This is a genomic window from Pseudomonas sp. 7-41 (genome assembly GCF_021233075.1).
Lineage (GTDB): Bacteria > Pseudomonadota > Gammaproteobacteria > Pseudomonadales > Pseudomonadaceae > Aquipseudomonas > Aquipseudomonas veronii.
On record NZ_CP089551.1, the window covers coordinates 2,041,434 to 2,068,243 of the forward strand.

General features: G+C 57.1%; 27 protein-coding genes and 3 pseudogenes. 16 read left to right on the plus strand and 14 right to left on the minus strand.

Going from position 1 to position 26,810, the window contains the following annotated elements:
- Positions 1–8: 8 nt before the first annotated feature.
- The 3 genes from LQ249_RS09180 to LQ249_RS09190 are packed head-to-tail and all read left to right on the plus strand — an operon-like array spanning position 9 to position 3,255.
- Positions 9–1,259 carry a lipoprotein-releasing ABC transporter permease subunit gene (locus LQ249_RS09180; RefSeq protein ID WP_128191937.1) on the plus strand — a complete coding sequence of 417 codons (1,251 nt, stop codon included), beginning with the start codon at positions 9–11 and terminating at the stop codon, positions 1,257–1,259.
- Between the two features lie 7 nt (positions 1,260–1,266).
- Entirely contained in the window at positions 1,267–1,950 is a 684-nt protein-coding gene (gene lolD, locus LQ249_RS09185; protein ID WP_017477213.1) for a lipoprotein-releasing ABC transporter ATP-binding protein LolD, read from the plus strand.
- Between the two features lie 60 nt (positions 1,951–2,010).
- A complete protein-coding gene (locus LQ249_RS09190; RefSeq protein ID WP_046384315.1) occupies positions 2,011–3,255 on the plus strand; it encodes a lipoprotein-releasing ABC transporter permease subunit in 1,245 nt (414 codons plus the stop codon).
- A 56-nt stretch (positions 3,256–3,311) separates the two neighbouring features.
- Here the strand turns inward: LQ249_RS09190 and LQ249_RS09195 are convergent, their stop codons facing one another.
- Both LQ249_RS09195 and LQ249_RS09200 read right to left on the minus strand, forming a co-directional pair.
- Positions 3,312–4,715, minus strand: coding sequence for a heavy metal sensor histidine kinase (locus tag LQ249_RS09195; RefSeq protein ID WP_232566600.1), 1,404 nt, complete (start codon positions 4,713–4,715; stop codon positions 3,312–3,314).
- Positions 4,712–5,392 (minus strand): heavy metal response regulator transcription factor, encoded by a 681-nt coding sequence (locus LQ249_RS09200; RefSeq protein ID WP_046384314.1) that lies wholly within the window; start codon positions 5,390–5,392, stop codon positions 4,712–4,714. The genes LQ249_RS09195 and LQ249_RS09200 overlap by 4 nt, the downstream gene beginning before the upstream one ends.
- Before the next feature lie 156 nt (positions 5,393–5,548).
- Here LQ249_RS09200 and copI point away from each other — a divergent pair, with 156 nt between their 5' ends.
- From copI to LQ249_RS09220, 4 genes and pseudogenes are all read left to right on the plus strand, one after another.
- The gene (gene copI, locus LQ249_RS09205; RefSeq protein ID WP_169881939.1) at positions 5,549–6,088 is read left to right on the plus strand and encodes a copper-resistant cuproprotein CopI; all 540 of its coding nucleotides are present in this window, start codon (positions 5,549–5,551) and stop codon (positions 6,086–6,088) included.
- Between the two features lie 95 nt (positions 6,089–6,183).
- Positions 6,184–7,014: an NADPH-dependent 7-cyano-7-deazaguanine reductase QueF gene (gene queF / locus LQ249_RS09210; RefSeq protein WP_232566402.1), complete on the plus strand. Its 831-nt coding sequence runs from the start codon at positions 6,184–6,186 to the stop codon at positions 7,012–7,014.
- A gap of 81 nt (positions 7,015–7,095) precedes the next feature.
- A pseudogene (locus tag LQ249_RS09215) lies at positions 7,096–7,350 on the plus strand (NADPH-dependent 7-cyano-7-deazaguanine reductase QueF); the annotation flags it as partial.
- A 32-nt stretch (positions 7,351–7,382) separates the two neighbouring features.
- Positions 7,383–7,604 (plus strand): annotated as a pseudogene (locus LQ249_RS09220) (NADPH-dependent 7-cyano-7-deazaguanine reductase QueF); the annotation flags it as partial.
- 135 nt (positions 7,605–7,739) lie between these two features.
- Here the strand turns inward: LQ249_RS09220 and LQ249_RS09225 are convergent.
- Together LQ249_RS09225 and LQ249_RS09230 are read right to left on the minus strand one after the other, a co-directional pair.
- Complete coding sequence (locus LQ249_RS09225; protein WP_108524363.1) at positions 7,740–8,006, minus strand: DUF4404 family protein; 267 nt, start codon at positions 8,004–8,006, stop codon at positions 7,740–7,742.
- A gap of 110 nt (positions 8,007–8,116) precedes the next feature.
- A complete protein-coding gene (locus LQ249_RS09230) occupies positions 8,117–8,725 on the minus strand; it encodes a phosphatase (protein ID WP_108524364.1) in 609 nt (202 codons plus the stop codon).
- Positions 8,726–8,962: 237 nt separating this feature from the next.
- Between LQ249_RS09230 and LQ249_RS09235 the strand changes: the two genes are divergently transcribed.
- Positions 8,963–9,601 carry an MlaA family lipoprotein gene (locus LQ249_RS09235; RefSeq protein ID WP_371928131.1) on the plus strand — a complete coding sequence of 213 codons (639 nt, stop codon included), beginning with the start codon at positions 8,963–8,965 and terminating at the stop codon, positions 9,599–9,601.
- Positions 9,602–9,661: 60 nt separating this feature from the next.
- Here LQ249_RS09235 and LQ249_RS09240 read toward each other — a convergent pair whose 3' ends face one another.
- Positions 9,662–9,958, minus strand: coding sequence for a PilZ domain-containing protein (locus LQ249_RS09240; RefSeq protein WP_057003772.1), 297 nt, complete (start codon positions 9,956–9,958; stop codon positions 9,662–9,664).
- Between the two features lie 277 nt (positions 9,959–10,235).
- Here LQ249_RS09240 and rssB point away from each other — a divergent pair, with 277 nt between their 5' ends.
- Positions 10,236–11,417, plus strand: coding sequence for a two-component system response regulator RssB (gene rssB / locus LQ249_RS09245; protein WP_017848892.1), 1,182 nt, complete (start codon positions 10,236–10,238; stop codon positions 11,415–11,417).
- Positions 11,417–11,899 (plus strand): anti-sigma factor antagonist RssC, encoded by a 483-nt coding sequence (gene rssC / locus LQ249_RS09250; RefSeq protein ID WP_017848891.1) that lies wholly within the window; start codon positions 11,417–11,419, stop codon positions 11,897–11,899. The genes rssB and rssC overlap by 1 nt, the downstream gene beginning before the upstream one ends.
- 125 nt (positions 11,900–12,024) lie before the next feature.
- Here the strand turns inward: rssC and tal are convergent, their stop codons facing one another.
- Positions 12,025–12,951, minus strand: coding sequence for a transaldolase (tal, locus tag LQ249_RS09255; RefSeq protein WP_017848890.1), 927 nt, complete (start codon positions 12,949–12,951; stop codon positions 12,025–12,027).
- Between the two features lie 208 nt (positions 12,952–13,159).
- Positions 13,160–14,146 carry a tRNA dihydrouridine(20/20a) synthase DusA gene (gene dusA / locus LQ249_RS09260; protein WP_232566403.1) on the minus strand — a complete coding sequence of 329 codons (987 nt, stop codon included), beginning with the start codon at positions 14,144–14,146 and terminating at the stop codon, positions 13,160–13,162.
- Between the two features lie 67 nt (positions 14,147–14,213).
- Here dusA and LQ249_RS09265 point away from each other — a divergent pair.
- Positions 14,214–15,143: pseudogene (locus LQ249_RS09265) on the plus strand (phage portal protein); the annotation flags it as partial.
- A 15-nt stretch (positions 15,144–15,158) separates the two neighbouring features.
- Here the strand turns inward: LQ249_RS09265 and LQ249_RS09270 are convergent.
- The 4 genes from LQ249_RS09270 to LQ249_RS09285 all read right to left on the minus strand — a co-directional run bounded on the left by LQ249_RS09270 (position 15,159) and on the right by LQ249_RS09285 (position 18,331).
- Positions 15,159–15,548, minus strand: a complete 390-nt coding sequence (locus LQ249_RS09270; RefSeq protein WP_232566404.1) for a hypothetical protein — start codon at positions 15,546–15,548, stop codon at positions 15,159–15,161.
- A 517-nt stretch (positions 15,549–16,065) separates the two neighbouring features.
- Positions 16,066–16,932 (minus strand): hypothetical protein, encoded by an 867-nt coding sequence (locus LQ249_RS09275; protein WP_232566405.1) that lies wholly within the window; start codon positions 16,930–16,932, stop codon positions 16,066–16,068.
- A gap of 354 nt (positions 16,933–17,286) precedes the next feature.
- Positions 17,287–17,967, minus strand: a complete 681-nt coding sequence (locus tag LQ249_RS09280) for an SOS response-associated peptidase family protein (RefSeq protein ID WP_232566406.1) — start codon at positions 17,965–17,967, stop codon at positions 17,287–17,289.
- Between the two features lie 25 nt (positions 17,968–17,992).
- A complete protein-coding gene (locus LQ249_RS09285) occupies positions 17,993–18,331 on the minus strand; it encodes a hypothetical protein (protein ID WP_232566407.1) in 339 nt (112 codons plus the stop codon).
- Positions 18,332–19,434: 1,103 nt separating this feature from the next.
- Here LQ249_RS09285 and LQ249_RS09290 point away from each other — a divergent pair.
- Together LQ249_RS09290 and LQ249_RS09295 are read left to right on the plus strand one after the other, a co-directional pair.
- Positions 19,435–20,001 (plus strand): hypothetical protein, encoded by a 567-nt coding sequence (locus LQ249_RS09290; RefSeq protein ID WP_232566408.1) that lies wholly within the window; start codon positions 19,435–19,437, stop codon positions 19,999–20,001.
- A 117-nt stretch (positions 20,002–20,118) separates the two neighbouring features.
- On the plus strand, positions 20,119–20,895 hold the full coding sequence (locus tag LQ249_RS09295) for a hypothetical protein (protein WP_232566409.1): 777 nt from the start codon (positions 20,119–20,121) through the stop codon (positions 20,893–20,895).
- Positions 20,896–21,000: 105 nt separating this feature from the next.
- On the opposite strand, the gene LQ249_RS09300 is transcribed toward LQ249_RS09295, so the two are convergent.
- From LQ249_RS09300 to LQ249_RS09310, 3 genes are all read right to left on the minus strand, one after another.
- Complete coding sequence (locus LQ249_RS09300; RefSeq protein WP_232566410.1) at positions 21,001–21,216, minus strand: hypothetical protein; 216 nt, start codon at positions 21,214–21,216, stop codon at positions 21,001–21,003.
- A gap of 405 nt (positions 21,217–21,621) precedes the next feature.
- A complete protein-coding gene (locus tag LQ249_RS09305; RefSeq protein ID WP_053157307.1) occupies positions 21,622–21,990 on the minus strand; it encodes a type II toxin-antitoxin system RnlB family antitoxin in 369 nt (122 codons plus the stop codon).
- Complete coding sequence (locus LQ249_RS09310; RefSeq protein WP_232566411.1) at positions 21,987–23,021, minus strand: RNase LS family HEPN domain-containing protein; 1,035 nt, start codon at positions 23,019–23,021, stop codon at positions 21,987–21,989. Before LQ249_RS09310 ends, LQ249_RS09305 begins: the two co-directional genes overlap by 4 nt.
- 846 nt (positions 23,022–23,867) lie before the next feature.
- On the opposite strand from LQ249_RS09310, the gene LQ249_RS09315 reads away from it, so the two are divergent.
- The 3 genes from LQ249_RS09315 (at position 23,868) to mqo (ending at position 26,747) form a co-directional block, all read left to right on the plus strand.
- Positions 23,868–24,233: a DUF6124 family protein gene (locus LQ249_RS09315; protein ID WP_057003770.1), complete on the plus strand. Its 366-nt coding sequence runs from the start codon at positions 23,868–23,870 to the stop codon at positions 24,231–24,233.
- Between the two features lie 139 nt (positions 24,234–24,372).
- A complete protein-coding gene (locus LQ249_RS09320) occupies positions 24,373–24,594 on the plus strand; it encodes a hypothetical protein (protein ID WP_057003769.1) in 222 nt (73 codons plus the stop codon).
- Between the two features lie 506 nt (positions 24,595–25,100).
- Positions 25,101–26,747: a malate dehydrogenase (quinone) gene (gene mqo / locus LQ249_RS09325; protein ID WP_046384303.1), complete on the plus strand. Its 1,647-nt coding sequence runs from the start codon at positions 25,101–25,103 to the stop codon at positions 26,745–26,747.
- Positions 26,748–26,810 lie beyond the last annotated feature (63 nt).

Below are 26,810 nucleotides of genomic sequence, written 5' to 3' on the forward strand. Positions count from 1 at the left end.
GCCCCGACATGTTCAGACCTCTCTTCGTATTTATTGGCACGCGTTATACCCGTGCAAAGCGTCGCAATCATTTTGTGTCGTTCATTTCCTTGACCTCGATGATCGGTCTCGCCCTTGGCGTGGTCGTGATGATCGTGGTGTTGTCGGTGATGAACGGCTTCGATCATGAGATGCGTACCCGCGTGCTGGGCATGGTGCCCCACGCGACCATCGAGTCGGGTGAACCGATCAGCGACTGGCAAAGCCTGGCCGACAAGGTCAAGCAGAACCCCAAGGTCGTGGCCGTGGCGCCGTTCACCCAGATGCAAGGGTTGCTGACCAATGACGGCAAGGTGCAGAAAATCCTGCTCAATGCCATCGACCCGGTCCAGGAGCGCAAGGTCTCGATCATCGACAAGTTCATGCTGCAGGGCAAACTTGACGACCTGGCGCCCGGCAGCTTCGGTATCGTCATCGGCGACAAGGCCGCGGCCAAGCTCGGCGTGGGCATCGGCGACAAGCTGACCTTCGTCGCCCCGGAAGTCACCGTGACCCCGGCCGGCATGTTTCCGCGCATGAAGCGCTTTACCGTGGTCGGCACCTTCCACGTCGGCGCTGGCGAGATCGACGGCTACCTCGGCCTGACCAACCTCACCGACCTGGCGCGTCTGCATCGCTGGAAGCCGGATCAGGTGCAGGGCCTGCGCCTGAAGTTCAACGATTTGTTCGACGCCCCGCGCGGCGCCTGGGAAATCGCCCAGCACCTGGGTGAAAGCCAGTACTACGCCCGCGACTGGACCCGTACCCACGGCAACCTGTACCAGGCCATCCGCATGGAAAAAGCCATGATCGGCCTGCTGTTGCTGCTGATCGTCGCCGTGGCGGCCTTCAACATCATCTCCACCCTGGTGATGGTGGTGAACGACAAGAAGGGCGACATCGCCATCCTGCGCACCCTGGGCGCCACGCCGGGGCAGATCATGGCGATCTTCATGGTGCAGGGCACGGTGATCGGCGTGGTCGGCACCTTGATCGGCACCGCGCTGGGCATTCTGGCTGCGCTCAACGTCAGCGCTGCCATCGCCGGCCTCGAAACCCTGATCGGCCACAAGTTTCTCAATGCCGACGTCTACTTCATCGATTACTTGCCGTCCCAGGTTCAGGCCCAGGACGTGCTGATGGTGGGCGGCGCTGCGTTGGTCCTGAGTTTCCTTGCCACCCTGTATCCAGCCTGGCGCGCGGCACGTACCCAGCCAGCACAGGCCTTACGTTATGAGTGAATCGGGCATGAGTGAAAAAGCAATCCTGAGCTGCCGCAACCTGGGCAAGTCCTACGAGGAAGGTCCGGAATCGGTGGTGGTGTTGTCCAACCTGCAACTTGAGCTGCACCCCGGCGAGCGCGTGGCGATCGTCGGCAGTTCCGGTTCCGGCAAAAGTACCTTGCTCAACCTGTTGGGCGGCCTCGATACGCCGTCCCAGGGCAGCGTGTGGCTGGCCGGCGAAGAACTCTCGGCCCTCGGCGAAAAGGCCCGCGGCCAACTGCGCAACCGTTCGTTGGGTTTCGTGTACCAGTTCCACCACCTGTTGCCGGAGTTCACCGCCCTGGAAAACGTGTGCATGCCGCTGCTGATCGGCAAGACCGCGATCCCAGAGGCGCGCCAGCGTGCCAAGGCTTTGCTGGAGCGCGTTGGCCTCGGCCATCGCCTGGAGCACAAACCGGCCGAATTGTCTGGCGGTGAGCGCCAGCGTGTGGCGATTGCCCGTGCCCTGGTGAACAACCCGGGCCTGGTGATGCTCGACGAGCCGACCGGCAACCTCGATTCCCACACCGCCCAGGGCATCAAGGACTTGATGCTCGAACTGAGCACCCAGATGCGTACCGCGTTCCTGGTGGTGACCCATGACATGAGCATGGCCCGGCAGATGGACCGCGTACTGCACCTGCAGGAAGGTCATCTGGTCGCCATCTGACCTGTTTCAAGCCCGGTGCATGACGCCGGGTTTTTTCATTTTTTCAGGCGGTGCAAGCGAATGTTCAGACCGTTATCGATTTTCATCGGCACGCGCTATACCCGCGCCAAGCGCCGCAACCGTTTTGTTTCGTTTATCTCGATGACCTCGATGATCGGCCTCGCCCTGGGCGTGCTGGCGATGATCGTGGTGTTGTCGGTGATGAATGGCTTTCAACGCGAAATGAGCTCGCGCATCCTCGGCATGGTGCCTCACGCCACCATCGTCGGCGTGAACCCGATCGACAACTGGCAGCCGGTGGCTGCGGCGGCGATGAAGAATCCCGAAGTGACTGCCGCAGTACCGTTCACGCAGATGGACGGTATGTTCTCCTACAAGGGCGCGATGCAGCCGATCGAGATCAGCGGCGTCGATCCGGCCCAGGAAGGCAAGGTGTCGATCGTGGCCCAGCATATCGTCCAGGGCAAACTGGAAGACTTGAAGCCCGGCGAGTTCGGCGTGGTGGTCGGTGAAATCACCGCGCGGCGCTTTCGCCTGAACGTGGGCGACAAGCTGACCCTGATCGTCCCGGAAATCAGCAGCGCGCCGGGTGGCATCACCCCGCGCATGCAGCGATTGAACGTGGTCGGTATCTTCAAGGTCGGCGCCGAGCTGGACGGTTCGATGGCGTTGATCCATATGGCCGACGCCGCAGAAATTCAGCATTGGCAGCCGAACCAGGTGCAGAGCGTGCGCCTGGCGGTGAAGGACTTGTACGCGGCGCCCAAGGTCTCGGCGGACATCGCCGCCAGCCTCGGTGCGGCCTACAAGGCGGATGACTGGACCCACACCCAGGGCAGTCTGTTCAGCGCGATGAAGATGGAAAAAACCATGATCGGCCTGCTGTTGCTGATGATCGTCGCGGTGGCGGCGTTCAACATCATTGCCACGTTGATCATGGTGGTGAACGACAAGGGCGCGGACATCGCGATCCTGCGGACCATCGGCGCCACGCCACGGCAGATCATGGCGATCTTCATGGTGCAGGGCACGGTGATCGGTATCATCGGCACCCTGATCGGCGGTGTGCTGGGCGTGATTGCGGCGCTCAACGTCAGTGAGCTGGTGGGTTGGCTGGAGCGCGTGAGCGGGCAGCATATCTTCAGTTCGGACGTGTACTTCGTCAGCAACCTGCCCTCGCAATTGCAGGGTGGGGATGTGCTGCTGATCTGCTCGGCCGGGTTTGTGTTGAGCTTTTTGGCCACGGTTTACCCGGCGTATCGGGCGGCGAAGATCGAGCCGGCGCATGCCCTCAGGTATTCGTAGGATTTAAGACCGCTATCGGGAGCAAGCCCCTCCCACATTTTGATCTGTGAATACATTCAAAATGTGGGAGGGAGCTTGCTCCCGATAGCGCCGGCACAGCTTGCATCAACCCCCCCTGGCAACTCGATCACAAACCGCGTCCACCCCGGCTCAGACTCGCAATAAATCCGCCCGCCATGCGCCCGCACAATCGACTGGGTAATCGCCAGCCCCAGCCCCGCGTGTTCACTGCTGCCTTCATGCCGCGCCGGGTCGGCCCGGTAGAAGCGGTCGAACAATCGCGGTAACACCTCCGCCGGAATGCCTTCGCCACTGTTCTCCACTGTCAGCGTCACGCCTTGTGCGCCCTGCGCCAGATGCACCCGCACTTCGCCGCCCGCGGGTGTAAAGCGCAGCGCGTTATCCAGCAGGTTCGACAATGCCCGGCGCAACATGCCGCGATCGCCGGTTGTGTGAGCCATACCCTCGCGCACCAGGCTGACGTGTGCGTCTTCCGCCAGCAAGACGAAGAACTCCAGCAGCGCGTCCACTTCGTCCGCGAGCTTCAACGGTTCGCGCGTGGGCGCCAACAGCCCGTGATCGGCCTTGGCCAGGTACAACATGTCGTTCACCAACTGCGCCATCCACTGCAACTCTTCCAGATTGCTGTGCAGCGCCTCGCGGTAATCCTCCAGCGGGCGCGGCTGGGTGAGGATGACTTGGGTGTGGGTCAACAAGTTCGACAGGGGCGTGCGCAGTTCGTGGGCGATATCGGCGGAGAACGCCGAGAGGCGCTGGAACGCGTCGTCCAGTCGGCCCAGCATGGCGTTGAAGGCCTGGGCCAGTTCCGCCAGTTCCACCGGCATGCCCTGCTCGGGCAAACGCTGGGTCAGGGAGTGGGCCGACACGCTGGCGGCCACTTCGCCCATGCGCCGCAACGGTCGCAGCCCGCTGCGCGCCGCCCAGGCGCCGAGCAGCGCGGTGGCCAGGGCCGAGAGGCTGACCGTGAGCCAGATCAAATGCTGCATGCGTTGCAGGAAGTGCTGATGGTGGGTGATGTCGAGCATCAGGCTCAGTTGCGGCGAGTCGGGTTGGCCCGGCCTTAGCGGCGCGTTGTACACGCGGTAGTCGATGCCGGTGTTTTGCAGGCTGTGCAGGCCGGGCGACTCGGGCAGGACAATGGCCGGCGCGCCGTCAAACCAGCGCTGGCCGGCGGCGGTGATGCGTACTGCGAGGTCGGGCTGGCGATTGAGCTCGGCACGCAGTTGCGCTTCGCGCTGGGCGAATAGCTGCGGTGAGTCGACGCCCTGCAAGGTGCTGCGCAGCGCCACCAGTTTGCTTTCGAGCAGTTGCTGGTCCAGCTCGACAAAATGCGCCTCGCTGGCCCGGTTGAACAGCACGCCGGCGAGCAACGAGACCACCGCGGTGCAGGCCGCAAACAACAGGGCCAGGCGGCTGGCCAGGGACAGTCGCTTGATCAACTGCATCGTTCCTCCAGCACATAACCCATGCCGCGCACGGTGTGGATGAGTTTATTGGGGAAGTTGTCGTCGATTTTCAGGCGTAGGCGGCGGATCGCCACTTCGATGATGTTGGTGTCGCTGTCAAAGTTCATGTCCCACACCTGGGACGCGATCAGCGACTTGGGCAATACTTCGCCCTGGCGCCGCAGCAGCAGTTCGAGCAGGGCGAACTCCTTGGCGGTGAGGTCGATGCGCTGGCCGTCGCGCTCGACGCGGCGGCGGATCAGGTCCAGGCGCAGGTCGGCCAGTTGCAGGGTGGTTTCCTGTGGTGCGCTGCTGCCACGGCGCAACAGGCTGCGCACCCGCGCAAGCAGTTCGGAGAAGGCGAACGGCTTGACCAGATAATCGTCGGCGCCCAGTTCCAGGCCGTGTACGCGGTCTTCCACTGCGTCGCGGGCGGTGAGAAACAGCACCGGGACGTCGAGGCCGGCGCTGCGCACGGCCTGTAGGATCTGCCAACCATTGCGACCGGGCAGCATCACATCGAGGATCAGCAGGTCGTAATCGCCGGTCAGCGCCAAGTGTTGGCCGCTGGTGCCGTCGGCCACCAGCTCGGTGGTAAAACCGGCTTCGGTCAGGCCTTGGCGCAGGTAATGGCCGGTTTTGGGTTGGTCTTCGACGATCAGCAGTTTCATGGGCAGCTCTTGGCGGCGGGTCACGTCAGGCTTTATACCGTGGTGGCCAGGGGAGGGGCGCAACCTGACAAAGTTGTAATCTAGCAGTCAGCTGGCTGGCAGCGCTGCAATCTTAGAGTGCTCCTCAGACTGATCCCACACCTTTGGAGAATTGAGATGGCGTTGCGTACCCCCTTGTTGTTGGCGGGCTGCCTGTTGGCGTTGAGTGTCGGAGCAATGGCCGGCCCGGCCCACACCTATGCGTTCGGCCAGCCGGCATCTGTCGATAAGGCCACGCGCACCGTGGAAGTGGTGCTGCAGGATATGTCCTTTTCGCCCAAGTCCCTGGATGTAAAGGCCGGTGAGACCGTGCGCTTTGTACTGGTCAACAAAGGCCAGTTGCTCCATGAGTTCAACCTGGGCGATGCGGCCATGCATGCGGAGCATCAGAAGCAAATGATGCAGATGCAGGCCAGCGGCATGCTGAACGCCACCGGCATGGGCAAGATGGACCACGGCGCCATGGAGCACGGCGATATGGGCAATATGGGCAATATGGGCGGGATGAAGCACGATGATCCCAACAGTGTTCTGGTCGGACCGGGTAAAACCGCTGAGTTGACCTGGACCTTCAGCAAAGCCACCGGGTTGGAGTTTGCCTGCAATATTCCCGGGCACTACCAGGCGGGCATGGTCGGCAAGATCAACGTCGATTGAGCCGCTGCGGCAACTGACGGTGTCGATGCGGCGGTTGTTAGAGGCGGGGGCAAAGGCTGGTAGACTGGTGGGGTTAATTTAGCCAGGTTTCCGCCATGCATCCCGCAGCCGAACATTCGCCGCTGGGCAAGTCCAGTGAATACATCTCCACCTACACCCCTTCGTTGCTGTTCCCGATTCCGCGCGCCGCGAAATGGGCCGAGCTGGGCCTGAGCGCCGAGACCCTGCCGTACACGGGCGTGGATTTCTGGAACTGCTTCGAACTGTCCTGGCTGCTGCCGTCGGGTAAGCCGGTGGTGGCCATCGGTGAATTCAGCATTGCGGCCGACTCGCCGAATATCATCGAGTCCAAGTCCTTCAAGCTGTACCTCAACTCGCTGAACCAGACCGTGTTTGCTGATACGCAAAGTCTGGAGGCGACGTTGCGCACCGACCTCGGCGCTGCTGCCGGCAAGCCGGTGGGCGTGCGCGTGCGCAGCCTGGCCGAGGTTGAAGCCGAAGGCGTGGTGGCGTTGCCGGGAGTGTGCATCGATGACCTGGATATCAGCGTCAGCAACTACGAACATCCGCGTCCGGAACTGCTGCGTTGCGATGACTCGCGCATTGTCGAGGAGAGCGTGTACAGCCACCTGCTCAAATCCAACTGCCCGGTCACCAGCCAGCCCGACTGGGGCAGCGTGGCCGTGCAATACCGCGGCGCACAGCTGGATCACGCCAGCCTGTTGGAGTATCTGGTGAGCTTTCGCCAGCACTCGGACTTCCATGAGCAGTGCGTGGAGCGGATTTTCCTGGACTTGAAGCGCCTGCTGAAGCCGGAGAAGTTGACGGTATATGCGCGGTATGTGCGGCGGGGTGGGTTGGATATCAACCCGTATCGCAGTACTGAGGCGGTGCCGTTCCAGAACCTGCGCCTGGCGCGCCAGTAACCTTTACACAAACCCAATGTGGGAGGGGGCTTGCCCTCGATAGCGGAGTGTCAGTCACAGTCTCTGTGCCTGACCCACTGCTATCGGGGGCAAGCCCCCTCCCACATCGCACAGCTGGATCACGCCAGCCTGTTGGAGTATCTGGTGAGCTTTCGCCAGCACTCGGACTTCCATGAGCAGTGCGTGGAGCGGATCTTCCTGGACCTGCAGCGCCTGCTGAAGCCGGAGAAGTTGACGGTATATGCGCGGTATGTGCGGCGGGGTGGGTTGGATATCAACCCGTATCGCAGTACTGAGGCGGTGCTGTTCCAGAACCTGCGCCTGGCGCGCCAGTAACCTTTACACAAGCCCCCTCCCACATCGCACAGCTGGATCACGCCAGCCTGTTGGAGTATCTGGTGAGCTTTCGCCAGCACTCGGACTTCCATGAGCAGTGCGTGGAGCGGATCTTCCTGGACCTGCAGCGCCTGCTGAAGCCGGAGAAGTTGACGGTATATGCGCGGTATGTGCGGCGGGGCGGGTTGGATATCAACCCGTATCGCAGTACTGAGGCGGTGCCGTTCCAGAACCTGCGCCTGGCGCGCCAGTAACCTTTACACAAACCCAATGTGGGAGGGGGCTTGCCCCCGATAGCGGAGTGTCAGTCACAGTCTCTGTGCCTGACTCACCCCTATCGGGGGCAAGCCCCCTCCCACATTTGGTTCTGTGCTTGGTTTGGGCGCGGGTTAAATGCCGATGTTGCCCAGGGTGATCACGATATTGCGCAGCGTCCCGGCAATGCCTGGGTGGTCTAACTCGAAACCTTCTACCGCCCGGTTCACATCGTCTACGATGCTGGGCGGCTGGGTGGCCGGTTCCAGTTCAAGTTGTACTTCAAACTTGGCCAGCAAGGCTTCCAGCGCTTCACGTTTTTCGGCTGGCAGCGGTGGTTCCTGGTCCAGTTGCTCGCGCAGGATGTTGACCTGTTCTTGCAGTTTTTCGCGGGCAGGCATGGTGTTGTTCCTTTTATCGATAGGCACTGGCATAGACCACGGCACGCCGAGAAAGGTCTACGAGAGGAGCTGTAGATTAATCTACCGGCGCCGTCTGTGCATGATCTCAATCAGGGCTTTTCGCCTTTGAGCTGGCGCAGGCTGATGTCTGCCAGGCAGGTGCCGAGCTCGCCGAGGTGATCGATCACCGAATGCACCCCCAGCCCATACAGCGCCACGGTGGCCTTGCCGCGTTTGTATTCGCGTTGTTGGTCGGTCAGTGCCTGCCATTGCTCGGGCGCCAGGCCGCACAGCGAACCGCAGGACGCCAGGCCGATAGTCCACAGCCCGGCATTCAGGCCCGATTGCAGCAGGCGCGGCTCGCCGCTGACCAGCACGCAGCCTTCCAGGCGTTCGATGTTCAATTCCATCAAGGCTTGCCAGCATGCATGTGGGGCGGGCCAGCGGATGCTAGAGGGCGCTGCGGCCTTGAGCCAATCGGGCAGCGCAGCGGCCAGCGGGGTCGTCACCGAGGGCGGCAGCTCATCCAGCCAGGCGCAGGGCACGCCTTGTTCCTTGAGGCTGCGCAGGACCTTCAGCGCACCTGGCGTGGCTTCGGCGTGCGGGGAGGGTGAATCGGTACGCGCCTGGGAACCGAAATCGACCAGGCAGCCACTCAGGCCAAACAACACGGCGGTCAAGGTGGGGGCAGTGGCGACGGCAATCTCGGCGTGAGGCATTTCGACATCCCTGAAATAGCTACGACGCTATCGAAGTGGCGTGACAAGTCCGTGACAGTTTGTAGGAATTTTGTACATTTTCCGTATGTCGTTTCCTGGCAGCTGCCTAAAAGGACACTTCCGTCATATACTGGCGCCTTATTCAGGGCATAGCGCCCATGACAGACTATTCAAGGAGCAAAAGCTATGCGCTGGAGCCACTACTTCGCTCAGTTTTCGGTGTGTGCCGCTATCCTGATGGCCCCTTTCGCCGCACAGGCCGCGTCGGAAGATGATCCATGGGAAAGCATCAACCGCCCGATCTTCACCTTCAACGACACCGTTGATACCTACGCCCTCAAACCATTGGCCCAAGGCTATCAGTTTGTGACCCCGCAATTCGTGCAGGACGGCGTGCACAACTTCTTCCGCAATATCGGCGATGTCGGCAACCTGGCCAACAACGTGCTGCAACTCAAGCCACACGCGGCCGGCGTGGACACTGCCCGCCTGTTGATGAACACCACCTTCGGCGTGCTGGGCTTTATCGACGTCGGCACCAAAATGGGGCTGCACCGCAGCGATGAAGACTTCGGCCAGACCCTCGGTTACTGGGGCGTCGGCAGCGGTCCTTACGTGATGCTGCCGCTGCTGGGCCCAAGCACCCTGCGCGACGCGCCGTCCAAATACGTGGACAGCTACACCCAACCGTACCGCTACATGAACGACATCGGCTGGCGCAACAGCACCTTCGGCCTGAACATCGTCGACACCCGTGCCAGCCTGCTCGACAGCGAGAAGTTGATCACCGGCGACAAGTACACCTTCATCCGCAACGCCTATCTGCAGAACCGCGAGTTCAAGGTCAAGGACGGCAAGGTTGTCGACGACTTCTAGGTCGAGACCTCTTGAAACGAAAAAAGGCGACCATGTGGTCGCCTTTTTTGTGCGCGGGTATTAGCGCATTTTCAGGATCTTCAGCCCCAGATGCTGGCCGTCGCCCTCGTTCTTCGCCCATACCACCTGGGTGTCCGCTTCCAGGCCCGCGAGGGCCGCGTGCTCCGACTCGATACGCACGGTCAGCAGATCGCCCACCGTGAACTGGCGAGGTGCCTGCACCTGCATGCCGGAGCTGGAGAGGTCCACGCAAACCCCGTCAATTTCTTGCCCGGCATGGATCAAAGAGACATTGGCATCCACTCGCATGCGGATGAAATCGCGCTTTTCAGCGTAGTCGCGCTCGTGTTCGCTCACAGCTTCCATCCTTACTTTGTGTTGTGGTGATGGCTGTTCTTATAACTCCCGGTGATTTGCGATGTAAAGACGTTCGGCGACCATCGGCATGAGCTTGAAACCCCTGTCGGATGGGAGTACCGTCTGCGCCTTAGAAGGGCACCTCTGCTTTACCTTTGTGCGTGGGCAAAAAGCCTATGCTTTGTAGGACAGAGAGGCTAGAAAGCGAATCCAGTAGCGTGAGCCCGGCCATTGCCGAGCCGCCTACGCCAACCTAATTCTGGCGCCGTTTGCCCACATGCCAAAAACCAGTGCCACGCTGCTGATAATCGATGACGACGAAGTAGTGCGCGCAAGCCTTGCGGCCTATTTGGAAGACAGTGGCTTCAGCGTCCTGCAGGCCAGCAATGGCCAACAGGGTCTCCAGGTATTCGAGCGCGACAAGCCCGACCTCGTGATCTGCGATCTGCGCATGCCCCAGATGGGCGGCCTCGAACTGATTCGCCAGGTGACCGAGCTTGCTCCGCAGACGCCGGTGATTGTCGTGTCCGGTGCCGGGGTGATGAACGACGCCGTCGAGGCCCTGCGCCTGGGCGCCGCCGACTACCTGATCAAGCCCCTGGAAGACCTGGCGGTGCTGGAGCACTCGGTGCGCCGCGCCCTGGATCGCGCACGCCTGCTGGTGGAAAACCAGCGCTACCGCGAAAAGCTCGAAACCGCCAACCGCGAACTCGAAGCCAGCCTGAACCTGCTCCAGGAAGACCAGAACGCCGGTCGCCAGGTGCAGATGAACATGCTGCCGGTCAGCCCGTGGACCATCGATGAGTTCAAGTTTGCGCACCAGATCATCCCGTCGCTGTACCTGTCGGGTGATTTTGTCGACTATTTCCGCGTAGATGAGCGGCGGGTGGCGTTTTATCTGGCCGACGTGTCCGGCCACGGCGCGTCCTCGGCATTTGTCACCGTGTTGTTGAAGTTCATGACCACACGGCTGCTGTTCGAATCCAAGCGCAATGGCACCTTGCCGGAGTTCACCCCCTCCGAGGTGCTGGGCCACATCAACCGAGGCCTGATCAGCTGCAAGCTGGGCAAGCACGTGACGATGGTGGGCGGCGTGATTGATGAAGAAACCGGTCTTTTGACCTACAGCATCGGCGGTCACCTGCCGATGCCGGTTTTATACACTCCTGACAGTGTGCGCTACCTGGAAGGGCGTGGTCTGCCCGTCGGCTTGTTCAATGAAGCCACCTACGAAGACCACATCCTGGAGCTGCCGCCGACCTTCAGCCTGACGCTGATGTCCGATGGCATCCTCGACCTTCTTCCAGAGCCTACACTCAAAGAGAAAGAAGCCGCCTTGCCCCAACGGGTCAAGTCGGCGGGCGGCAGCCTGGATGGCCTGCGGCAGGTTTTTGGATTGGCCACGCTAGGGGAGATGCCGGATGATATCGCCCTATTGGTGTTGAGCAGGAATCTTTGATGAGTACCGGAAGAATCCAATTCGCCGAGCAAGACGGGACGTTTGTCCTGAAGTTTGTCGGTGAAGTGCGCCTGACCTTGTGTTCGGCGCTGGATGCAACGATTGAGCGGATCTTCACAGCGCTGAATTTCTCGGCGATCGTGATCGATCTGACCGAAACCCGCAGCATCGATAGCACCACGCTTGGGCTGTTGGCCAAGTTGTCCATTCTGTCTCGGCAGAAGGTCGGCCTGTTGCCCACTGTCGTCACTACCCACGAAGACATCACCCGTCTGCTGCAGTCCATGGGCTTCGATCAAGTGTTCAACATCGTTGACCGCCCGATCCCCTGCCCGGAATGCCTGACCGACCTGCCGTCCCAGGACCAATCCGAGGAAATCGTGCGGATCAAGGTGCTGGAAGCGCACAAAATCCTGATGGGCTTGAACGAGTCCAACCGCGAAGCCTTCCACGACCTCGTCAACGCCCTCGAACGCCACTGACACTCCCCAGGTGTGGGAGGGGGCTTGCTCCCGATTGCCCCAGACCTGTCAGTACATGCCTAACGGATTGACACAAAAAAAGGGCGGAACCCTCACAGGCTCCGCCCTTTTTGCTGCCGCCGCTGTTACAGCTTGGCAGCCAGCAACGCCTCCAGCTTCTCCTGGTCGCGGGCAAACTGACGAATCCCCTCGGCCAGCTTCTCGGTCGCCATCGCATCCTCGTTGGACTCCCAACGGAACTGCGCTTCAGTCAGATGTACCCGCGCTTCACCGGCATGGCCTGGCGACAACTTGCGCTCCAGCTTGCCGGTATCGGCCGCCAGTTTCTCCAGCAGGTCCGGGCTGATGGTCAAGCGATCACAGCCGGCCAGCTCTTCGATCTGGCTCAGGTTGCGGAAACTCGCCCCCATTACCACGGTCTTGTAGCCATTGGCCTTGTAGTAGTTGTAGATGCGCGTCACCGACTGCACGCCCGGATCGTCGGCGCCGGTGTAGTCGTTGCCGTTGGCTTTCTTGTACCAGTCGTAGATACGGCCCACGAACGGCGAAATCAGGAACACGCCCGCTTCGGCACAGGCCACGGCCTGGGCGAAGGAGAACAGCAGCGTCAGGTTGGTCTGGATGCCTTCTTTTTCCAGCTTCTCCGCCGCGCGGATGCCTTCCCAGGTGGACGCGATCTTGATCAGCACGCGATCACGGCCAACCCCGGCTTTTTCGTACAGGTCGATCAGACGGTGCGCGCGCTTGAGTACGGCGTCAGTGTCGAACGACAGGCGCGCATCCACCTCGGTGGAGATACGGCCGGGCACCACTTTCAGGATCTCTTGACCCACCGCCACCGCAAAACGGTCGCTGGCCAGGCCGACATCACCGTTGCAGTCCTTCACGCACTCATCCAGCAACTTGGCATAGCCCGGGATCGACGCGGCCTTGAGTAGCAGGGAGGGGTTGGTGGTGGCATCTTGCGGCTTGAGATTGGCGAGGGCCGCAAAATCGCCGGTATCGGCGACGACGGTGGTGAACTGTTTGAGTTGTTCCAGCTTGGAAGTCATGAGCGTGCTCTGTCCTATGGGTCTGATGACATTACCCGAGCGCTGGCAGGCGCTCAAGGGCGCAAATGCGTTCGATCGTTTGCGAGGGCAACAACCTGAAAACAGCCGTTTGAATGACTGGCCTTGCTGGTAAATAGGAGGGCAAAATCGCCCGCAGGTTCAACCCAACAGCTCGATGAGCACTGCGATCAACCTGTGGGCGCCGGTTTCAGCGGCCCTCCAACAACCCCGCCGCCTGATCCAGCAACGCCAGCGGGTCACTCGCTTTATGAATATCCACCGACAACAACTGCCGGAACTTGCGCGCCCCAGGGAAACCCGTGCCCAACCCCAGCACATGCCGCGTAATGTGATGCATCGAGCCACCGCTTGCCAAATGCTCCGCGATATAAGGCCGCAACTGCGCCAACGCCTCTGCCCGACTGATCACCGGCCGCGCGCTGCCAAACAACTGCTGATCCACCTCCGCCAGTAAATACGGATTGTGATAAGCCTCCCGGCCCAGCATCACCCCGTCAAACGTCTGCAAATGCTCATGGCACTGCTCCAGCGTCTTGATCCCACCGTTGAGAATAATCTCCAACTCGGCAAAATCCCGCTTCAACTGCGCCGCCACGTCATAACGCAACGGAGGAATGTCGCGATTCTCCTTCGGCGACAACCCCTCCAGAATCGCAATCCGCGCATGCACGGTAAAACTGGTACACCCCGCGTCCTTCACCTGCCCGACGAAATCACACAACTGGGCGTAACTGTCCCGCCCATTGATCCCGATACGGTGCTTCACCGTCACCGGAATCGACACCGCATCGCGCATCGCCTTCACACAATCGGCCACCAACGCCGGATGGCCCATCAGACACGCGCCGATCATATTGTTCTGCACCCGATCGCTGGGGCAGCCGACGTTCAGGTTCACTTCATCGTAACCGGCAGCCTCGGCCATACGGGCACAAGCGGCCAAATCGGCGGGAACACTGCCGCCCAGTTGGAGGGCGAGCGGGTGCTCGGCGTCGTTGTGGCGCAGGAAGCGCTCGTGATCGCCGTGGAGGATCGCGCCGGTGGTGACCATCTCGGTGTAGAGCAGCGCGTGTTTGGAGAGCAGGCGCAGGAAGAACCGGCAGTGGCGGTCGGTCCAGTCCATCATGGGGGCGACGGAGAAGCGGCGGGAGAGTGGAGCAGTTTGTAGGGACATTGGCAATCTGAGTTAACGAGGCGAATGGTGCAGTTTATCAGGGATGTCTCTTAGGTGTCGGGGAGGTGTATTTCGTGCTCTTCACCACTTCGAGGGGGGGCGTTGCCGTATGTGGAATATGCCGGGGTCGCGCCCAATTTTACTGGACGGTCTGGCGCGGTCGGTGGGTTCTAGCGTGCATCCGCATTCTGGGCTGATGTTCAGGCGCAACCTTTTAAGCAAGACCTTTATTCCACATCGGTTGCTTTCGCACTCGGCATGCGAACAGTTCGCCCTGGAATTCCTGTGCCTGGGCAACGCCTATCTGGAAGGGCGGCGCTCGATGCTCGGCCCGGTGCGCGAGCTGGTACCGCCGCTGGCGAAGTACATGCGCTCGGGCAAGGATGGTCGGCAGTTCATGGTGCAGGGCTGGAAGGAAGAGCACGAATTTGAACCGGGCACCGTTTTCCATCTGCGGGAGGCGGATCTGCACCAGGAAGTGTACGGCCTGCCTGAGTGGATCAGCGCCTTGCAGTCGGCATTGCTGAACGAGTCGGCCACGCTGTTTCGGCGCAAGTATTACGAGAACGGCAGTCATGCCGGCTTCATCCTCTACATGACTGACGCCGCGCAGAACGAAGCGGACGTCGACTCCCTGCGCAAGGCGCTCAAGGATTCCAAGGGGCCTGGCAACTTCCGCAACTTGTTCGTGTACTCGCCGAACGGCAAAAAGGACGGGTTGCAGATCATCCCGGTCAGCGAAGTGACGGCCAAGGACGAATTCAACTCGATCAAAAACCAGACCCGCGACGACGTGCTGGCCAGCTTGCGTATTCCTCCGCAACTGATGGGCATCGTGCCGCAGAACGCGGGCGGGTTTGGGTCGATCAGGGAGGCGGCGCAGATCTATGCGGCCAATGAGCTGGAGCCGATTCAGGCGCGTATGGCGCAGGTGAATGATTGGCTCGGCGAGGAAGTAATGCGGTTCAAACCGTATGAGTTGGCCCCGGCGGTTTAAGCTGGGGCGCTGCGGTCAGTCGTCGAAAGTGATATCGCGCTTATCGATCATGCCGTGGCTGGAAATTGAAATCTTGAAACGCTTGAACAGTGTGAAAAAATCCGCCAGCGGCATTTCAAACTTAATCCTACGGACCTTCAGTGGTTCGCCGCTATCCACAGCTGTTTGGACGTTGTCATGTCCCTCGTACTTCGTCACCAGCACGGTAACCTCGACGTCGGTTACTTTAGGGTTTCCCATCAGTTCTGTTGTATATGCTTCAATGCCGACGAGGAACTCCTCTTTGTTTATCAACCCCTGAGCGGAAAGGTACTTGGAAATATCCTTCGTATCATGGTGATCAGCTGCCGCAGTGCCTTTGAAGTCATCATATTGAACACTTGCGTGAAAGTTTTCTTGCCCCATTGGTGAATCTCCCTATATGAGTAAAACTACATAATTGATATGCTTTTTATGTCCATGGAATGAACTGCCACGCTGCAAAGATTGGACTTCTGAAATCAGGAGTTCTAGCTCTTTACGCACTAAAAATACCACTTAAACTTCGCGTTGGCATGGTTTACGGCAAGCGGGAGTGGCTGCGGGAGCCAGAGGAGTCAGGGCTTTTGGTATGTTGCCGATGGGTACAGGCATCCGCAACAGGCTAGGGTGATTGACGTGCTACATGTTGTGCGCTGCCTAGCTGCACCAAGACATGACGTGTTTCAGCACTCAGTGCGTTCTGTTATTCACGCAACGAGGCCGGACGCCACAAGACTGTGGCGCCGTCCTCGGGACCCTCACGCTTGGGTCTAGACCTCATCGGCGTCCCAGTGCTATATCCCGATTGATGACTTTTTCGTTCACGATACGACGCACGACCGGCTCAGTAGGTTTCTTAGGCGGAGTAGGCCGCGTGGCAGTTGGTTTTGATTGACCACCATCATTTTTCATTTTTTAAACTCCTATTCGAGCCACCATTGACATCATCGTACATCATTCGTGACGGTGGAGCACTCGGCTTAACTGGAGCCTGGGGCTTCGGTTGTTGCTCGGTGTTACTCGGCTTTTTTGAGTCGCTCAATTGGATTTCCTCTTTTTTACGGACAATACTTTCTAATATTATAGTTCTTTTCTCAAGATCCGCTATGACGTCAGAATTAGATGACGTGGCTAGTTGATTTCTCAAAGAGGAGATCTCGCCACCAACATAGCTGTCTTTTATCGATAAATTTTTGCGGGGAGACGATGTGTCCATATCAAAGACTACAAATAGCAAGCTGGCTATAGCTAGGGGGATACACGCGAGCAGGAAACCAGCAAGTGCCTTGAATACCCATCTTGAGCGTTCTTCATTGATTAGCGCATTGTGTGTTGCACAATTTATGTAGGTTCTTGAGATAAAGGCTTCGGTCTCTTTTTTGGGGTCTATATATTCTATGGCGTCATCTGGTTCTACGGCGGAGTTATACTGTTCTGCGTCAATATTGTATTGAATTTGTTCTTCGTAATATTCTTGGACCCTTGAAGCATAGGGCATTCTGTTGAATTCAGATCCGCTAAAGGCCCTGAAATTGAAGTAGGTTGAAAAAGCAGCAGTAATTACTACAAGGCATACAAGAAACGCGATGACGTAAGCGATGTCGGGTTTAATAGAGAAGTCTAGAAAGCGAGCAAGATACACGGTTGTTGAGATTAAAATAAATATCGCTGTGAATATTAATTGGGTTTTTATGCTTATGCTGTCTTTTATCTCCTCTTCGTAAACGTACATCTTTTCATATGTTGAGTCTAGGTCTACATTGCCCACAATAATTGTCCATAATTTTTAGTGTTTAAAGAGTGTATTTGCTAAAAGCTATTTGCTTTTTTACATGTTCGAATACCCATAATTTAGTGCGCTCTCGGGTGGCTGAATGTGAAGTGTTAGGTTTTTGTACGGGCAGCACGGAGTTTGGCCCTGCCATTGGGCATCGCGGAGTGCAGTATCGAATCGCAGTCGCTGGCCATGTTCAAGCAATTGGTTGGTTAACCTCGAAGGTTGTGGGCCAGCATATTACTACCAGATCCATGATTGTACACAACGCCCTTGCTGCCGAGAGAAGCCGAATGCAATGGCCATGGTGATCATGAATTGGGAGCCAGATGCACTGGGTGGGCTCTTCTAGGGTAAGGACTCAATCAAACTTGCTTCCTTGTTTCTCACGTTGCCCACAGCGGAGCTGACCTTGAACCATTCAAAGGCCTCGGCTGGCTCGCCCTGGTGCAACACCATCTGCTGGGCGCGCTCTTTTGGTGTCGCCGGGTCGAGCCATTCACGAGCAAGGTCCGGCGTCAGTACCACGGGCCTCCGGTCGTGAATGTCCACTATGCCGCCAGCACTGTCGGCGGTGATGATCACAAATCCGTCATGCTCCCCTGGGCCTTCATCAGCATCTGGTAGTTGGCCGATGGCCGCGAACAAGATGGGTGAGCCGTCCCGTCTGCGGATCAGGTAGGGCTGTTTTTTCGGTCCACCTTCATCTACCCACTCAAACCAATTGTCGATAGGCGTGATTGCCCGATGCAGCCAGATCGCCCGGAAGAACGGGCTCTGTGCGACCTTCTCGACACGCGCATTGATCGGTGCGGCTCGGTCTTTCGCCCAATGCGGTCGCCAGCCCCAGCGAACTGGATCGGCGTGCAGCAATTCCCCTTGCATGTGCAGCAATGCCACCTGGGTCGTCGGAGCAACATTGTACCGTTCGATCGGTTGGTCACCCACTGAGTTTGCCAGGGCGTTGGGCATGCTCAGCGCCGCAACGAAGTCATGGATTCCTCTGTACTGCGACAGCCTTCCGCACATAGCCAAACCCTCCTTCCGTTTGATCTTAGACAATCGTTGTCGGTCGAGGTCTCATTTCGTTGACGATTCGCTTCAGGCCTTCGGCTTCACGCTGACTTGCGCGCAGTGACGTCGTCAGCGTATCGATCTGCTTTCGCATCTCAGCCGCTTCGCCGCCTCTCTGACGGAGGTATCCGGCGAACTCGGTGTTCTTCGCTTGGGTAGTCAGCAGCATCTGACTGACTCCGAAAACATCCTCCCGCGCTTTGCGCAGTTGCACGTTCAGTTCCTGGATCTCGTTCTCCAGGAGGCGACAGTGCTGCCGGTACATTTGCAATGGGGTAGGGAGGCGAAGCCAGCCGAGGGTGTCTTCATCGTTATTCATGGGGGCGAATCCAATGCTGTATACGCATACAGTAATCGAGGTTTGCCCATGACGCGATTTGAGGCGACGAACTGTAGGAGGGAGGGGGGGCTTTGGGTCAGAAAAATCATCTGGGATAGATGAAAGTTCACCCTTCAGCAGCATGAAAAAACCCAGTTCAACATAGCATTTGCAGGATGTCACGGCAAGCCAAAGCGGCTGCGCGGCCCAATAAACACGGGGCTTCGGAGGCTGCGCGGTTGGCACCCAGCGAGCTGCTGACAACGTGGGGAGTTGGCGTGCCACACATCGGGGTACAGGCGTGTCACATCGGGGCAGTGACGTGCTTCAGCACTCGGCGCGCGCCGTCGTCCCCCCACCTCGCCTGCGGGCTAAATGGGTCTCTTTTTCTGCACTTCTGCATCCTCCTCGCGGCGGCCCGGGCTGGGTGCTTGGTTGGCGTTATTGGGGGGAAAAAACCCTGCGGAACCCTGCGAGGGGGGGATTTTTCGAAGGGATTTCAATCACACATAGACAGTCGAGTTCAGTTGGTCCCTCGGGAAAAGGGTTAGGTTTTTTTTGAGTAGGGTGTTTTTAGCTGGAGTGCCCGTATTTATTGGGCTTTGTACCTAACTTTAAGAGGTTAGGTAGGGTTAGGTAAAAAGTTAGTATTTTGTAAGGTATTGTTTTTTAAGGATTTTATAGATTTGATATTTAACATCAGTAGAGGTTAGGAGATTACCAAAAACTTACCGGAAGCTAACCTTGGCAACTCGCGGCAAAGTCCCACGGAATAAGGCTCTCAGAGTTATCTACCAAAAACTAACCTTCCTAACCTCTTTCCCATGGGGCAACATGAAAACTTAGGATGGGCCTAGGGCGGGGCGTCTGCTGAAGCCGCATACATATTTACGCAGTCCAAGCATCAATCACCTTCACTCATGCTCGTTATTAAGCTCAGCGGCGCAGCTTGACCGAACTCAAGCACATGCGCGACGGCTCGCTGCCAGCCCACGTGGCATCGAATTCACAGGCGTTGCCTTCGTTCATACGCTGGACTTGCAAGGACTTAATTGAAATAAGTCATGTAGGCTAATGCCGATCAGGGACGGGAGCCAAAATTTATGTGGTTGCAGACAGCTTGGGATTACGCAAGGCATGCGTGGGAAGGAATGATTGTTGCGGGTGTGGCTGGGTATGTCCTAGCAGCGCTTAAGCCAATCTCCACCATTTTTAAAGCCGTCATGGAATACAGAAAGGGGAGGGGTAGGGTTAAGGCTGAGGGTAAGCTGGTACCGGGCCTTGAGGACAGGCAGAGCGCGGCGCGCCACAATGCCCGTGGAGGCTTCATGGGGCATCAGTTGATCGAAATCTTCGAAGTCAAAGTACGCAATATAGGATCGGTGCCGGCGTTCGTGGAGGATGTCTGGCTGAGTGACTCCGATGGATCAATCTATTCAGCCTATAAAATTCCAAACTGGAGCACTTTCCTGGTTCCCATCCGTGACGATGTGCCTAAGGAGATTCCTCCCGGATCAAATCATGTTTTCGTTGTTCGTGTACCAGCGGACAAAGATATTGTTGAGCTCGTCGATTGGTGTGTTTCATTCAATAATGGAATCGTGTGGAAGTCGAAGCTCAGGCGTCTCCGGCAGCGCTTGCCGTCCTGGATGCCTTTTAGTGAGTCATGAGAGTTAGCGCTGATGGTAGTCTAAGTCATCGGCTAATCTCACTGCCGAAGCTGCTTCTCCCCTCGCTGGAATTGAATCTGTAGCCTCCGCATATCGAATTAATATTGAGATCGGCTCATGACCAAAAAAATAGTTCTTCTAGTTAAGGTGTTTGATAAGGAGGAATACGCTGATGCGTTCATTCAGACAGGAGAGATGTTCTGTAAGACGATTGGGCAATTTAAGCGGATAGAGGGTGATATCGCACGGGGCGACCAATTCGAGGCTCCCTCGGACTGGCATCAACCCGACCGCATATCTATGACTCTTTCTTTTAGGACTCCGGGCGGGGACGAGAAGTCCTTTCCAATAGAAGGGCTGGCCGGCCCGCTAGTGATGCAACATACGGAACACGATCGTTTGAATGCCTACTGTATGTATGCTGTCACCGTCCCGGACTTCGAGGAGTCGTATGAAACGGAAGAAGAGCGACTGCGCGTAGTAGAGAAAATTAATTCAATGTTGAAGGTCCACTCAGCGCTAGGCGAGGAAATACTTTCTCTTGGCGAACATGCCGTTCTCATCATCAAGGTCGCGGATTTTATCGATAAAGTAAGCGAAGTAGCCAAGGCGAAAGGCTATTCGTCATGGCGAGGCCTTGTCGATTATTTTGATCCCGAGACCTTTCACGGCAGTTTCGAAGAAGTTGAGTCCGTTTTTAAAAAACGCAACATCTATTCCTATCAAAAAGAGTTCAGATTTGTTTTCGACTCGAGCGATCCCGAGGGAGAGAAAACTCTTCATGCCGGTCCTCTTGATGGAATTGCTATCAAGCTTAAAACCAGCGAAATCAACAGCAAGTTTGAACTGAAGCTAGCCGAGGATCAACACGCCAACGAGGACCCAATTGGTTAGCAGTTTTCTGCTTTGCAGCGGTGCTGACTGCTGCCTAAAGCACGGTCGGTAATTTGCTTGGCGGCAGTCGTTGTTGGGCGGAAGCTACTGGCTAATGACTGCCAGTTAGGTGAGATCTGCCACTCTCAATCGAGCTAGGCCTTGTTTGATATGGCCCGCGTTTTCACCAATAGTGTGAAGTGCCCCCCGAACATTTGTACCCATCGCTACAGCGTTTTGCTGCTCAGCCCAAAGAGTTATCTTCATCAATGCCGCTTCTAGGGCCAGTTGATTTTGATACATCCGTTCCAGCATGTCCGTCAGTGAGTACTCGCTTGCCATGGTGGGCGACTCGTTTTGAAAGACATTAAGCAGAGCAGTGGCATCTCTCGGGATTGCTCAAGCCTGCGAAGAAGGGGCTGGGCGTCAGTGCGTGGGGCTACTGCTGGTATGAAAGTGGTACGGACGGATGATGGCGGTGTTGCAGTGACCGTCCTGTAAGGCCTGTAGGCTTAGATGTTCCAATCCAGAATGAGGGCGACGGAGAAGCGGCGGGAGAGGGCTTGCTTTGGAGCTATGACTGAGGGCATTGGGATCTGGGATGGAGAATGCGAAGTGTGACAATTTATCAGGAATGGTTCAGAGACGGGCTGGGTGTTGATCTGCGACGCGAGAGCCTGTGCTAAGTGAAGCTGTCATCTTTGGGGCGTTGGGGTTATATCGTGGTCTGACCCAGATGTATTTATCCTAAAAGGGTGTGCCGATTTTTAGTGCGTATTTCATTGCGTTGGTCAGCAATGAGTCGTCAAGTTGTTCGGTGTGCTCACTCAGAGTTGCAGCGCAAACTTTAGAGAAGGAGGAGTACTTGTCGTCAGCATTCTTTAATGATTGTAATGAAATATGATTGCCATCAAACTCGGCGATGAAGAATCTATTTATCTTTGAGCCGTTTGCCAAAAGCATATCAAAAAGGATTTTGCCCTTAATCTTGCTTTTGCACAGTTGCTTCTCGATATTTTGTATTTCGTCAAAAGGACTCTGTGGGCTAGTCGCGAAAATGACCGCCCTCAAGTCAGGGGATGGAGTGTTAGTCAAGGTGCATAGGTAGTTTTTCATGGCTGCTCGCAAAGTAGGGCTCGTGAAGATGCTTCCACCAGTTCGAACACGTGCGTGACGACGTTCCTAGCCTCATTCGTATCTAAGCGCCGTGTTGTCTGAGTGTCAACGCTGTCCATATGGAAAAGCCGGTGTCGTTGGTCTGACCAGTAAAGATAGCATTGGTTCAGAACTTTTGCTTTCACATCTCCGGCATGGTTAGCTTGATCACGTCGCATTTTCCCTTCATCAAAATACTCTCCAAAGCCCAATTTTGGCTGTACTTGATAACCCGCAGCTCTGAGGACATCCTTTAGAAAACCTTCCAAACCTCGTAATGCCGGAAAAGTTATATAGGAGTGGTCTTCGATATCTAATACGACTTTAGTAAGGGTCAGCGCTGCCGAGAGCTGGATTCTGACAGCTTCACTAATGTATGAGCATGCCGCAGGAATTCTCTCTGCGAGTTCGTCCTTTACTTCTGAAACCGTTAAGGCAACCGCGAAGATCTTTATTTGACTCTGTAGGACATCATCTAAAGATAAGATATTGCTTAAAAAGTCAGATAGCTTAGTTGAAAGATCTAGGCGCTTTCCTTGAAACTGAACTGTGTCGTTTTTATGTATTTTTATTGTGAGCGTGTCTTTCTGTGGTCCCCTCATGCGAAGGCGGCGGCCAGCTGCATCAACTACATCTTCTTCAATTAAAGCACCTTCGTGCAGTAGATAATCAATTATCTCTTGAACGCGATTAGCAAGATTTGATTTCGAATAATTAAACGGTTTGTCGTCACCCGCGCACTCACTGACTATTTTTTCCGCAAAAAAATTAAAGGTTTCTTTGCAGTAGCCAGTGCATTGGCCAATAGTGAATGTTCCATTTCCCAGGATAAATAAACTGAATTTATGGGGGGTTTCTTTGTGTAAGTATTCATAGATGTGGGGGCTGTTTTTCGATGTGTCTATGCCGACAACTGATGCACCGTTACGCGCCAAGCAATCTGGTATCTGCTGTGATTGCAACGCAATTTTCTGAAACGGGTTTTTAGCCATCGAAGCCATCCATGAACAAGGTCTACCGACCGTTTATCGTCAACGGTTCGGCAAAAAGGAGTGACTATACATGATGTGGCTTTTTGATTGCATTAGGGTGGTAGCCCTTCCATCTGATTTTGAGATTGTAAAGCGGCATGCGCCGTCGTCCGCCCGCCTCGCCTGGGGCAGATGGTTTTTTTCCGTAGTGCTGCACCTGGACAAGCGCGGCAAAGGCCAAGTGTTGGTTACCGAAAAAGGGTAACACCCGTTAGATGGGGTCAGCCGATCGCTTCGCCACTTACCCATGTAGATGATGAAGAGACACTCTCCCGCAGGTCTTTTTTACCCGCACGCCAACGCTTGTAGGAGGTGATGGGGATTGGAGCGACAGGTGCGTGTGCTGACGAAGTGAGAGGAAAGTCGCTTGTCCCGGCTGGGGAAAAGGAAATGGGTGGTACGAAAGTGGTACGTGCGTCTCTTGATGGCGCTGGAGGCCAGGTGTTTCGAGGTCTGTAGAATTAGCCGTGCCAATCCATCATCGGCGCGACAGATAAACGGCGGGAAAGTGGACCTGTCTGTAGGGACATTGGCAATCTGAGTCAACGAGGCGAATGGCGCAGTTTATCGGGGATGTTTCTTAGGTGTCGGGGAGGTGTATACCGTGCTCTTCACCACTTCGAGCGGGGGCGTTGTCATGTGTGGAATATGCCGGGAATGTCGGTGAAATATCCCGCATTCTTCTCGACTTGCTCCTCAAACCTCCCGCCGCTAACCTCCTCAAGCCGCTGCCAATCCAGTGGCCGGAGGTGGAAGTCCGTATCGCTAAAGGCGTTTTAACTCCCGTCACTATTTGGAGCTTCGCCCATGCACAGCAACACGCCCAGTCGCTCTATTGATCGCGACCCTTCGCCCGTCGATACCAAGCTTCACGCCACAGCTCAACGTGCCATTGCTCGTGACTTGCCTCAATCCACCGACAATGCGCCTGACGAACACCCAACCCACAACCTATTCCTCGTCAGCCCCGACATAGACACCGAAACCCTCCTGGCCAACGCTTCCGAAAACCTCGCGTCCGCCAGCGAAATGGCCGCTACCGTGGCTTTCAACCTCGACGAGTCCCAGCGCTCCATTGTCTTGGGCATTCAGCAACTGATCGACCTGAGCGCTCTACTCGTTGATCGGGCCCATGACCAAGTCGCTCGTGTCATCAGCCCGGCTACAGCCTGACAATCGACCTCCGCCGCCTTAGCCCAAGGCGGCAACCTGAACCCATTCTGTCTTCTGGCGAAGTTTCATCATTCCCTGTGCCGTTGAGGCCTACGATCATCTCTATGGGAAACCCCCGAACCCACAGGGAACTGAAAAAATGATCTCGAACCTTGTCAAAGTCGTGATGATCGCCGGCGCGTTGCTGTTGAGCGCTTGTTCGTCGGATTCGTCGGGCGTGAGTCGCGACCCTTGTTTTGCAGGGGGATGCCAGGCGTTTGGTGACCACAGCCCCAACAAGGCCGCCAAGATGAATTTTGGCGGCAGTGGGCTGGGTAGTAGTTATGGTGAGTATGGTTCTGGGTTGTTGCATGATGACTGATGGGGCAGTGGGGCAGTCAGGGATGTGTTGATTGAACCGCCGCTATCGGGAGCAAGCCCCCTCCCACATGAGGGGCTCCGACGCGTGAGGCTGCACGCTATCAAATAGCCATGCCTGTGACTTCACGTCGCGTCTGTCAGGCTTGACACTCACCCCGATCAGCCTTGCCAAAACGCCTATTTTAGAGCTGTCAATTAGCCAAACAGCGCATATCGGCGGTATGGCGTGATATTCTGCGCGCCATCTTGGTCTAGTCTTTCTCCGGAACGTACACCCGTATACGTCCCGGCGGCTGGCTGTCGCCCAGGTAGCTGAAGCCAATAATGATAAGAAGTCAGCGCAGAAGGGACATAAAAGTGAGGTCGATACGTCGGCCTTGTGTGCCCACCCTGCGGTCTTTGAGTGAATGTGCAAACCCGGCGCTGCGTTGCCTGACGCCGCGTGATCGAGGGTTGCCCGGGCTCAGGGGCAGTGGGGCGGATGGCGTTTTATCATAGGTGCTACTGATGTTTAAGAAAGTAAACACGGCCCTGCTGGGGCTGGCTTTGTCGATGGGGATCACGTCCGTTCATGCGGAAGAGGCAAAGAAAGTCGATGTGCTGCTGATCGGCGGCGGCATCATGAGTGCGACCCTGGGTGTCTGGCTCAACGAGCTGGAGCCGGGCTGGTCGATGGAAATGGTCGAGCGCCTCGACGGCGTCGCCGAAGAAAGCTCCAACGGCTGGAACAACGCCGGTACCGGTCACTCGGCCCTCGCCGAGCTGAACTACACCCCGGAAGACAAGAACGGCAACGTTGAGATCCCGAAAGCGGTCGAAATCAACGAAGCGTTCCAGATCTCCCGCCAGTTCTGGTCCTGGCAGGTCCAGCAGGGCGTGCTGAAGAACCCGCGTTCGTTCATCAACTCCACTCCGCACATGAGCTTTGTGTGGGGCGATGACAACATCAAGTTCCTGAAAAAGCGTTACGAAGCCTTGCAAGCGAGCCCGCTGTTCGCTGGCATGCAGTATTCCGAAGACCCGGCGCAGATCGCCAAGTGGGTTCCGCTGATGATGGAAGGGCGTGACCCGAACCAGAAAATCGCGGCCACCTGGAGCCCGCTGGGTACGGACATGAACTTCGGCGAGATCACCCGCCAGTTCGTCGCTCACCTGCAAACCACGCCTAAGTTCGACCTGAAACTGTCGAGCGAAGTGCAGGACATCACCAAGAACGCCGACGGTTCGTGGCGTGTCAGCTACAAAAACCTGAAAGATGGCAGCAAGACCGAAACCGACGCCAAGTTCGTGTTCATCGGTGCCGGCGGCGGTGCCCTGCACCTGCTGCAAAAGTCGGGCATTCCTGAAGCCAAGGAATACGCGGGCTTCCCGGTGGGTGGTTCGTTCTTGGTGACCGATAACCCAACCATCGCCGAGCAGCACCTGGCCAAGGCCTACGGTAAAGCTTCGGTGGGCGCGCCGCCGATGTCGGTGCCGCACCTGGACACCCGCGTGCTGGATGGCAAGCGCGTGATTCTGTTTGGCCCGTTCGCGACCTTCTCGACCAAGTTCCTGAAAGAAGGCTCGTACCTGGACCTGCTGACCAGCACCACCACCCACAACATCTGGCCGATGACCAAAGTCGGTATTCGCGAATACCCGCTGGTCGAGTACCTCGCCGGGCAACTGATGCTGTCGGATGACGACCGCTTCAAGGCACTGCAAGAGTACTTCCCGAACGCCAAGCAGTCCGACTGGCGCCTGTGGCAAGCCGGCCAGCGTGTGCAGATCATCAAGCGTGACGAAGAGCAGGGCGGCGTGCTGAAACTCGGCACCGAAGTGGTCAGCTCCGCCGACAACACCATCGCCGGCCTGTTGGGTGCATCGCCAGGCGCGTCGACCGCGGCTCCGATCATGCTGACCGTGCTGCAGAAAGTGTTCAAGGACAAGGTCGCGACTCCGGCCTGGCAGGAAAAACTGCATCAGATCGTGCCAAGCTACGGCACCAAGCTGAACGACAGTCCTGAGGCTGTTGCCAAGGAATGGGCCTACACCGCCGGTATCCTGCAACTGACTCCACCACCAGCGATTCCGCAGATGACCGCTCCCAAGGCCACCGAGGCTGCCAAGCCTGCGGCTGAGCCGAGCAAACCGGCGTCTGATCTGGCGCTGTAAGACCTGGCCCTGAGACTGGGGCCGATCGGTCAAAAAAAGCCCGCTGAGCCGATGACGCTCAGC

Excerpts from the sequence above, each read along its gene's own strand:
- LQ249_RS09180 (WP_128191937.1), top strand. The coding sequence starts at position 9 with ATGTTCAGACCTCTCTTCGTATTTATTGGCACGCGTTATACCCGTGCA.
- lolD (WP_017477213.1), top strand. The coding sequence starts at position 1,267 with ATGAGTGAAAAAGCAATCCTGAGCTGCCGCAACCTGGGCAAGTCCTAC.
- LQ249_RS09190 (WP_046384315.1), top strand. The coding sequence starts at position 2,011 with ATGTTCAGACCGTTATCGATTTTCATCGGCACGCGCTATACCCGCGCC.
- LQ249_RS09200 (WP_046384314.1), bottom strand. The coding sequence starts at position 5,392 with ATGAAACTGCTGATCGTCGAAGACCAACCCAAAACCGGCCATTACCTG.
- copI (WP_169881939.1), top strand. The coding sequence starts at position 5,549 with ATGGCGTTGCGTACCCCCTTGTTGTTGGCGGGCTGCCTGTTGGCGTTG.
- queF (WP_232566402.1), top strand. The coding sequence starts at position 6,184 with ATGCATCCCGCAGCCGAACATTCGCCGCTGGGCAAGTCCAGTGAATAC.
- LQ249_RS09225 (WP_108524363.1), bottom strand. The coding sequence starts at position 8,006 with ATGCCTGCCCGCGAAAAACTGCAAGAACAGGTCAACATCCTGCGCGAG.
- LQ249_RS09230 (WP_108524364.1), bottom strand. The coding sequence starts at position 8,725 with ATGCCTCACGCCGAGATTGCCGTCGCCACTGCCCCCACCTTGACCGCC.
- LQ249_RS09235 (WP_371928131.1), top strand. The coding sequence starts at position 8,963 with ATGGCCCCTTTCGCCGCACAGGCCGCGTCGGAAGATGATCCATGGGAA.
- rssB (WP_017848892.1), top strand. The coding sequence starts at position 10,236 with ATGCCAAAAACCAGTGCCACGCTGCTGATAATCGATGACGACGAAGTA.
- rssC (WP_017848891.1), top strand. The coding sequence starts at position 11,417 with ATGAGTACCGGAAGAATCCAATTCGCCGAGCAAGACGGGACGTTTGTC.
- tal (WP_017848890.1), bottom strand. The coding sequence starts at position 12,951 with ATGACTTCCAAGCTGGAACAACTCAAACAGTTCACCACCGTCGTCGCC.
- dusA (WP_232566403.1), bottom strand. The coding sequence starts at position 14,146 with ATGTCCCTACAAACTGCTCCACTCTCCCGCCGCTTCTCCGTCGCCCCC.
- LQ249_RS09270 (WP_232566404.1), bottom strand. The coding sequence starts at position 15,548 with ATGGGGCAAGAAAACTTTCACGCAAGTGTTCAATATGATGACTTCAAA.
- LQ249_RS09280 (WP_232566406.1), bottom strand. The coding sequence starts at position 17,967 with ATGTGCGGAAGGCTGTCGCAGTACAGAGGAATCCATGACTTCGTTGCG.
- LQ249_RS09285 (WP_232566407.1), bottom strand. The coding sequence starts at position 18,331 with ATGAATAACGATGAAGACACCCTCGGCTGGCTTCGCCTCCCTACCCCA.
- LQ249_RS09290 (WP_232566408.1), top strand. The coding sequence starts at position 19,435 with ATGTGGTTGCAGACAGCTTGGGATTACGCAAGGCATGCGTGGGAAGGA.
- LQ249_RS09295 (WP_232566409.1), top strand. The coding sequence starts at position 20,119 with ATGACCAAAAAAATAGTTCTTCTAGTTAAGGTGTTTGATAAGGAGGAA.
- LQ249_RS09300 (WP_232566410.1), bottom strand. The coding sequence starts at position 21,216 with ATGGCAAGCGAGTACTCACTGACGGACATGCTGGAACGGATGTATCAA.
- LQ249_RS09305 (WP_053157307.1), bottom strand. The coding sequence starts at position 21,990 with ATGAAAAACTACCTATGCACCTTGACTAACACTCCATCCCCTGACTTG.
- LQ249_RS09310 (WP_232566411.1), bottom strand. The coding sequence starts at position 23,021 with ATGGCTAAAAACCCGTTTCAGAAAATTGCGTTGCAATCACAGCAGATA.
- LQ249_RS09315 (WP_057003770.1), top strand. The coding sequence starts at position 23,868 with ATGCACAGCAACACGCCCAGTCGCTCTATTGATCGCGACCCTTCGCCC.
- LQ249_RS09320 (WP_057003769.1), top strand. The coding sequence starts at position 24,373 with ATGATCTCGAACCTTGTCAAAGTCGTGATGATCGCCGGCGCGTTGCTG.
- mqo (WP_046384303.1), top strand. The coding sequence starts at position 25,101 with ATGTTTAAGAAAGTAAACACGGCCCTGCTGGGGCTGGCTTTGTCGATG.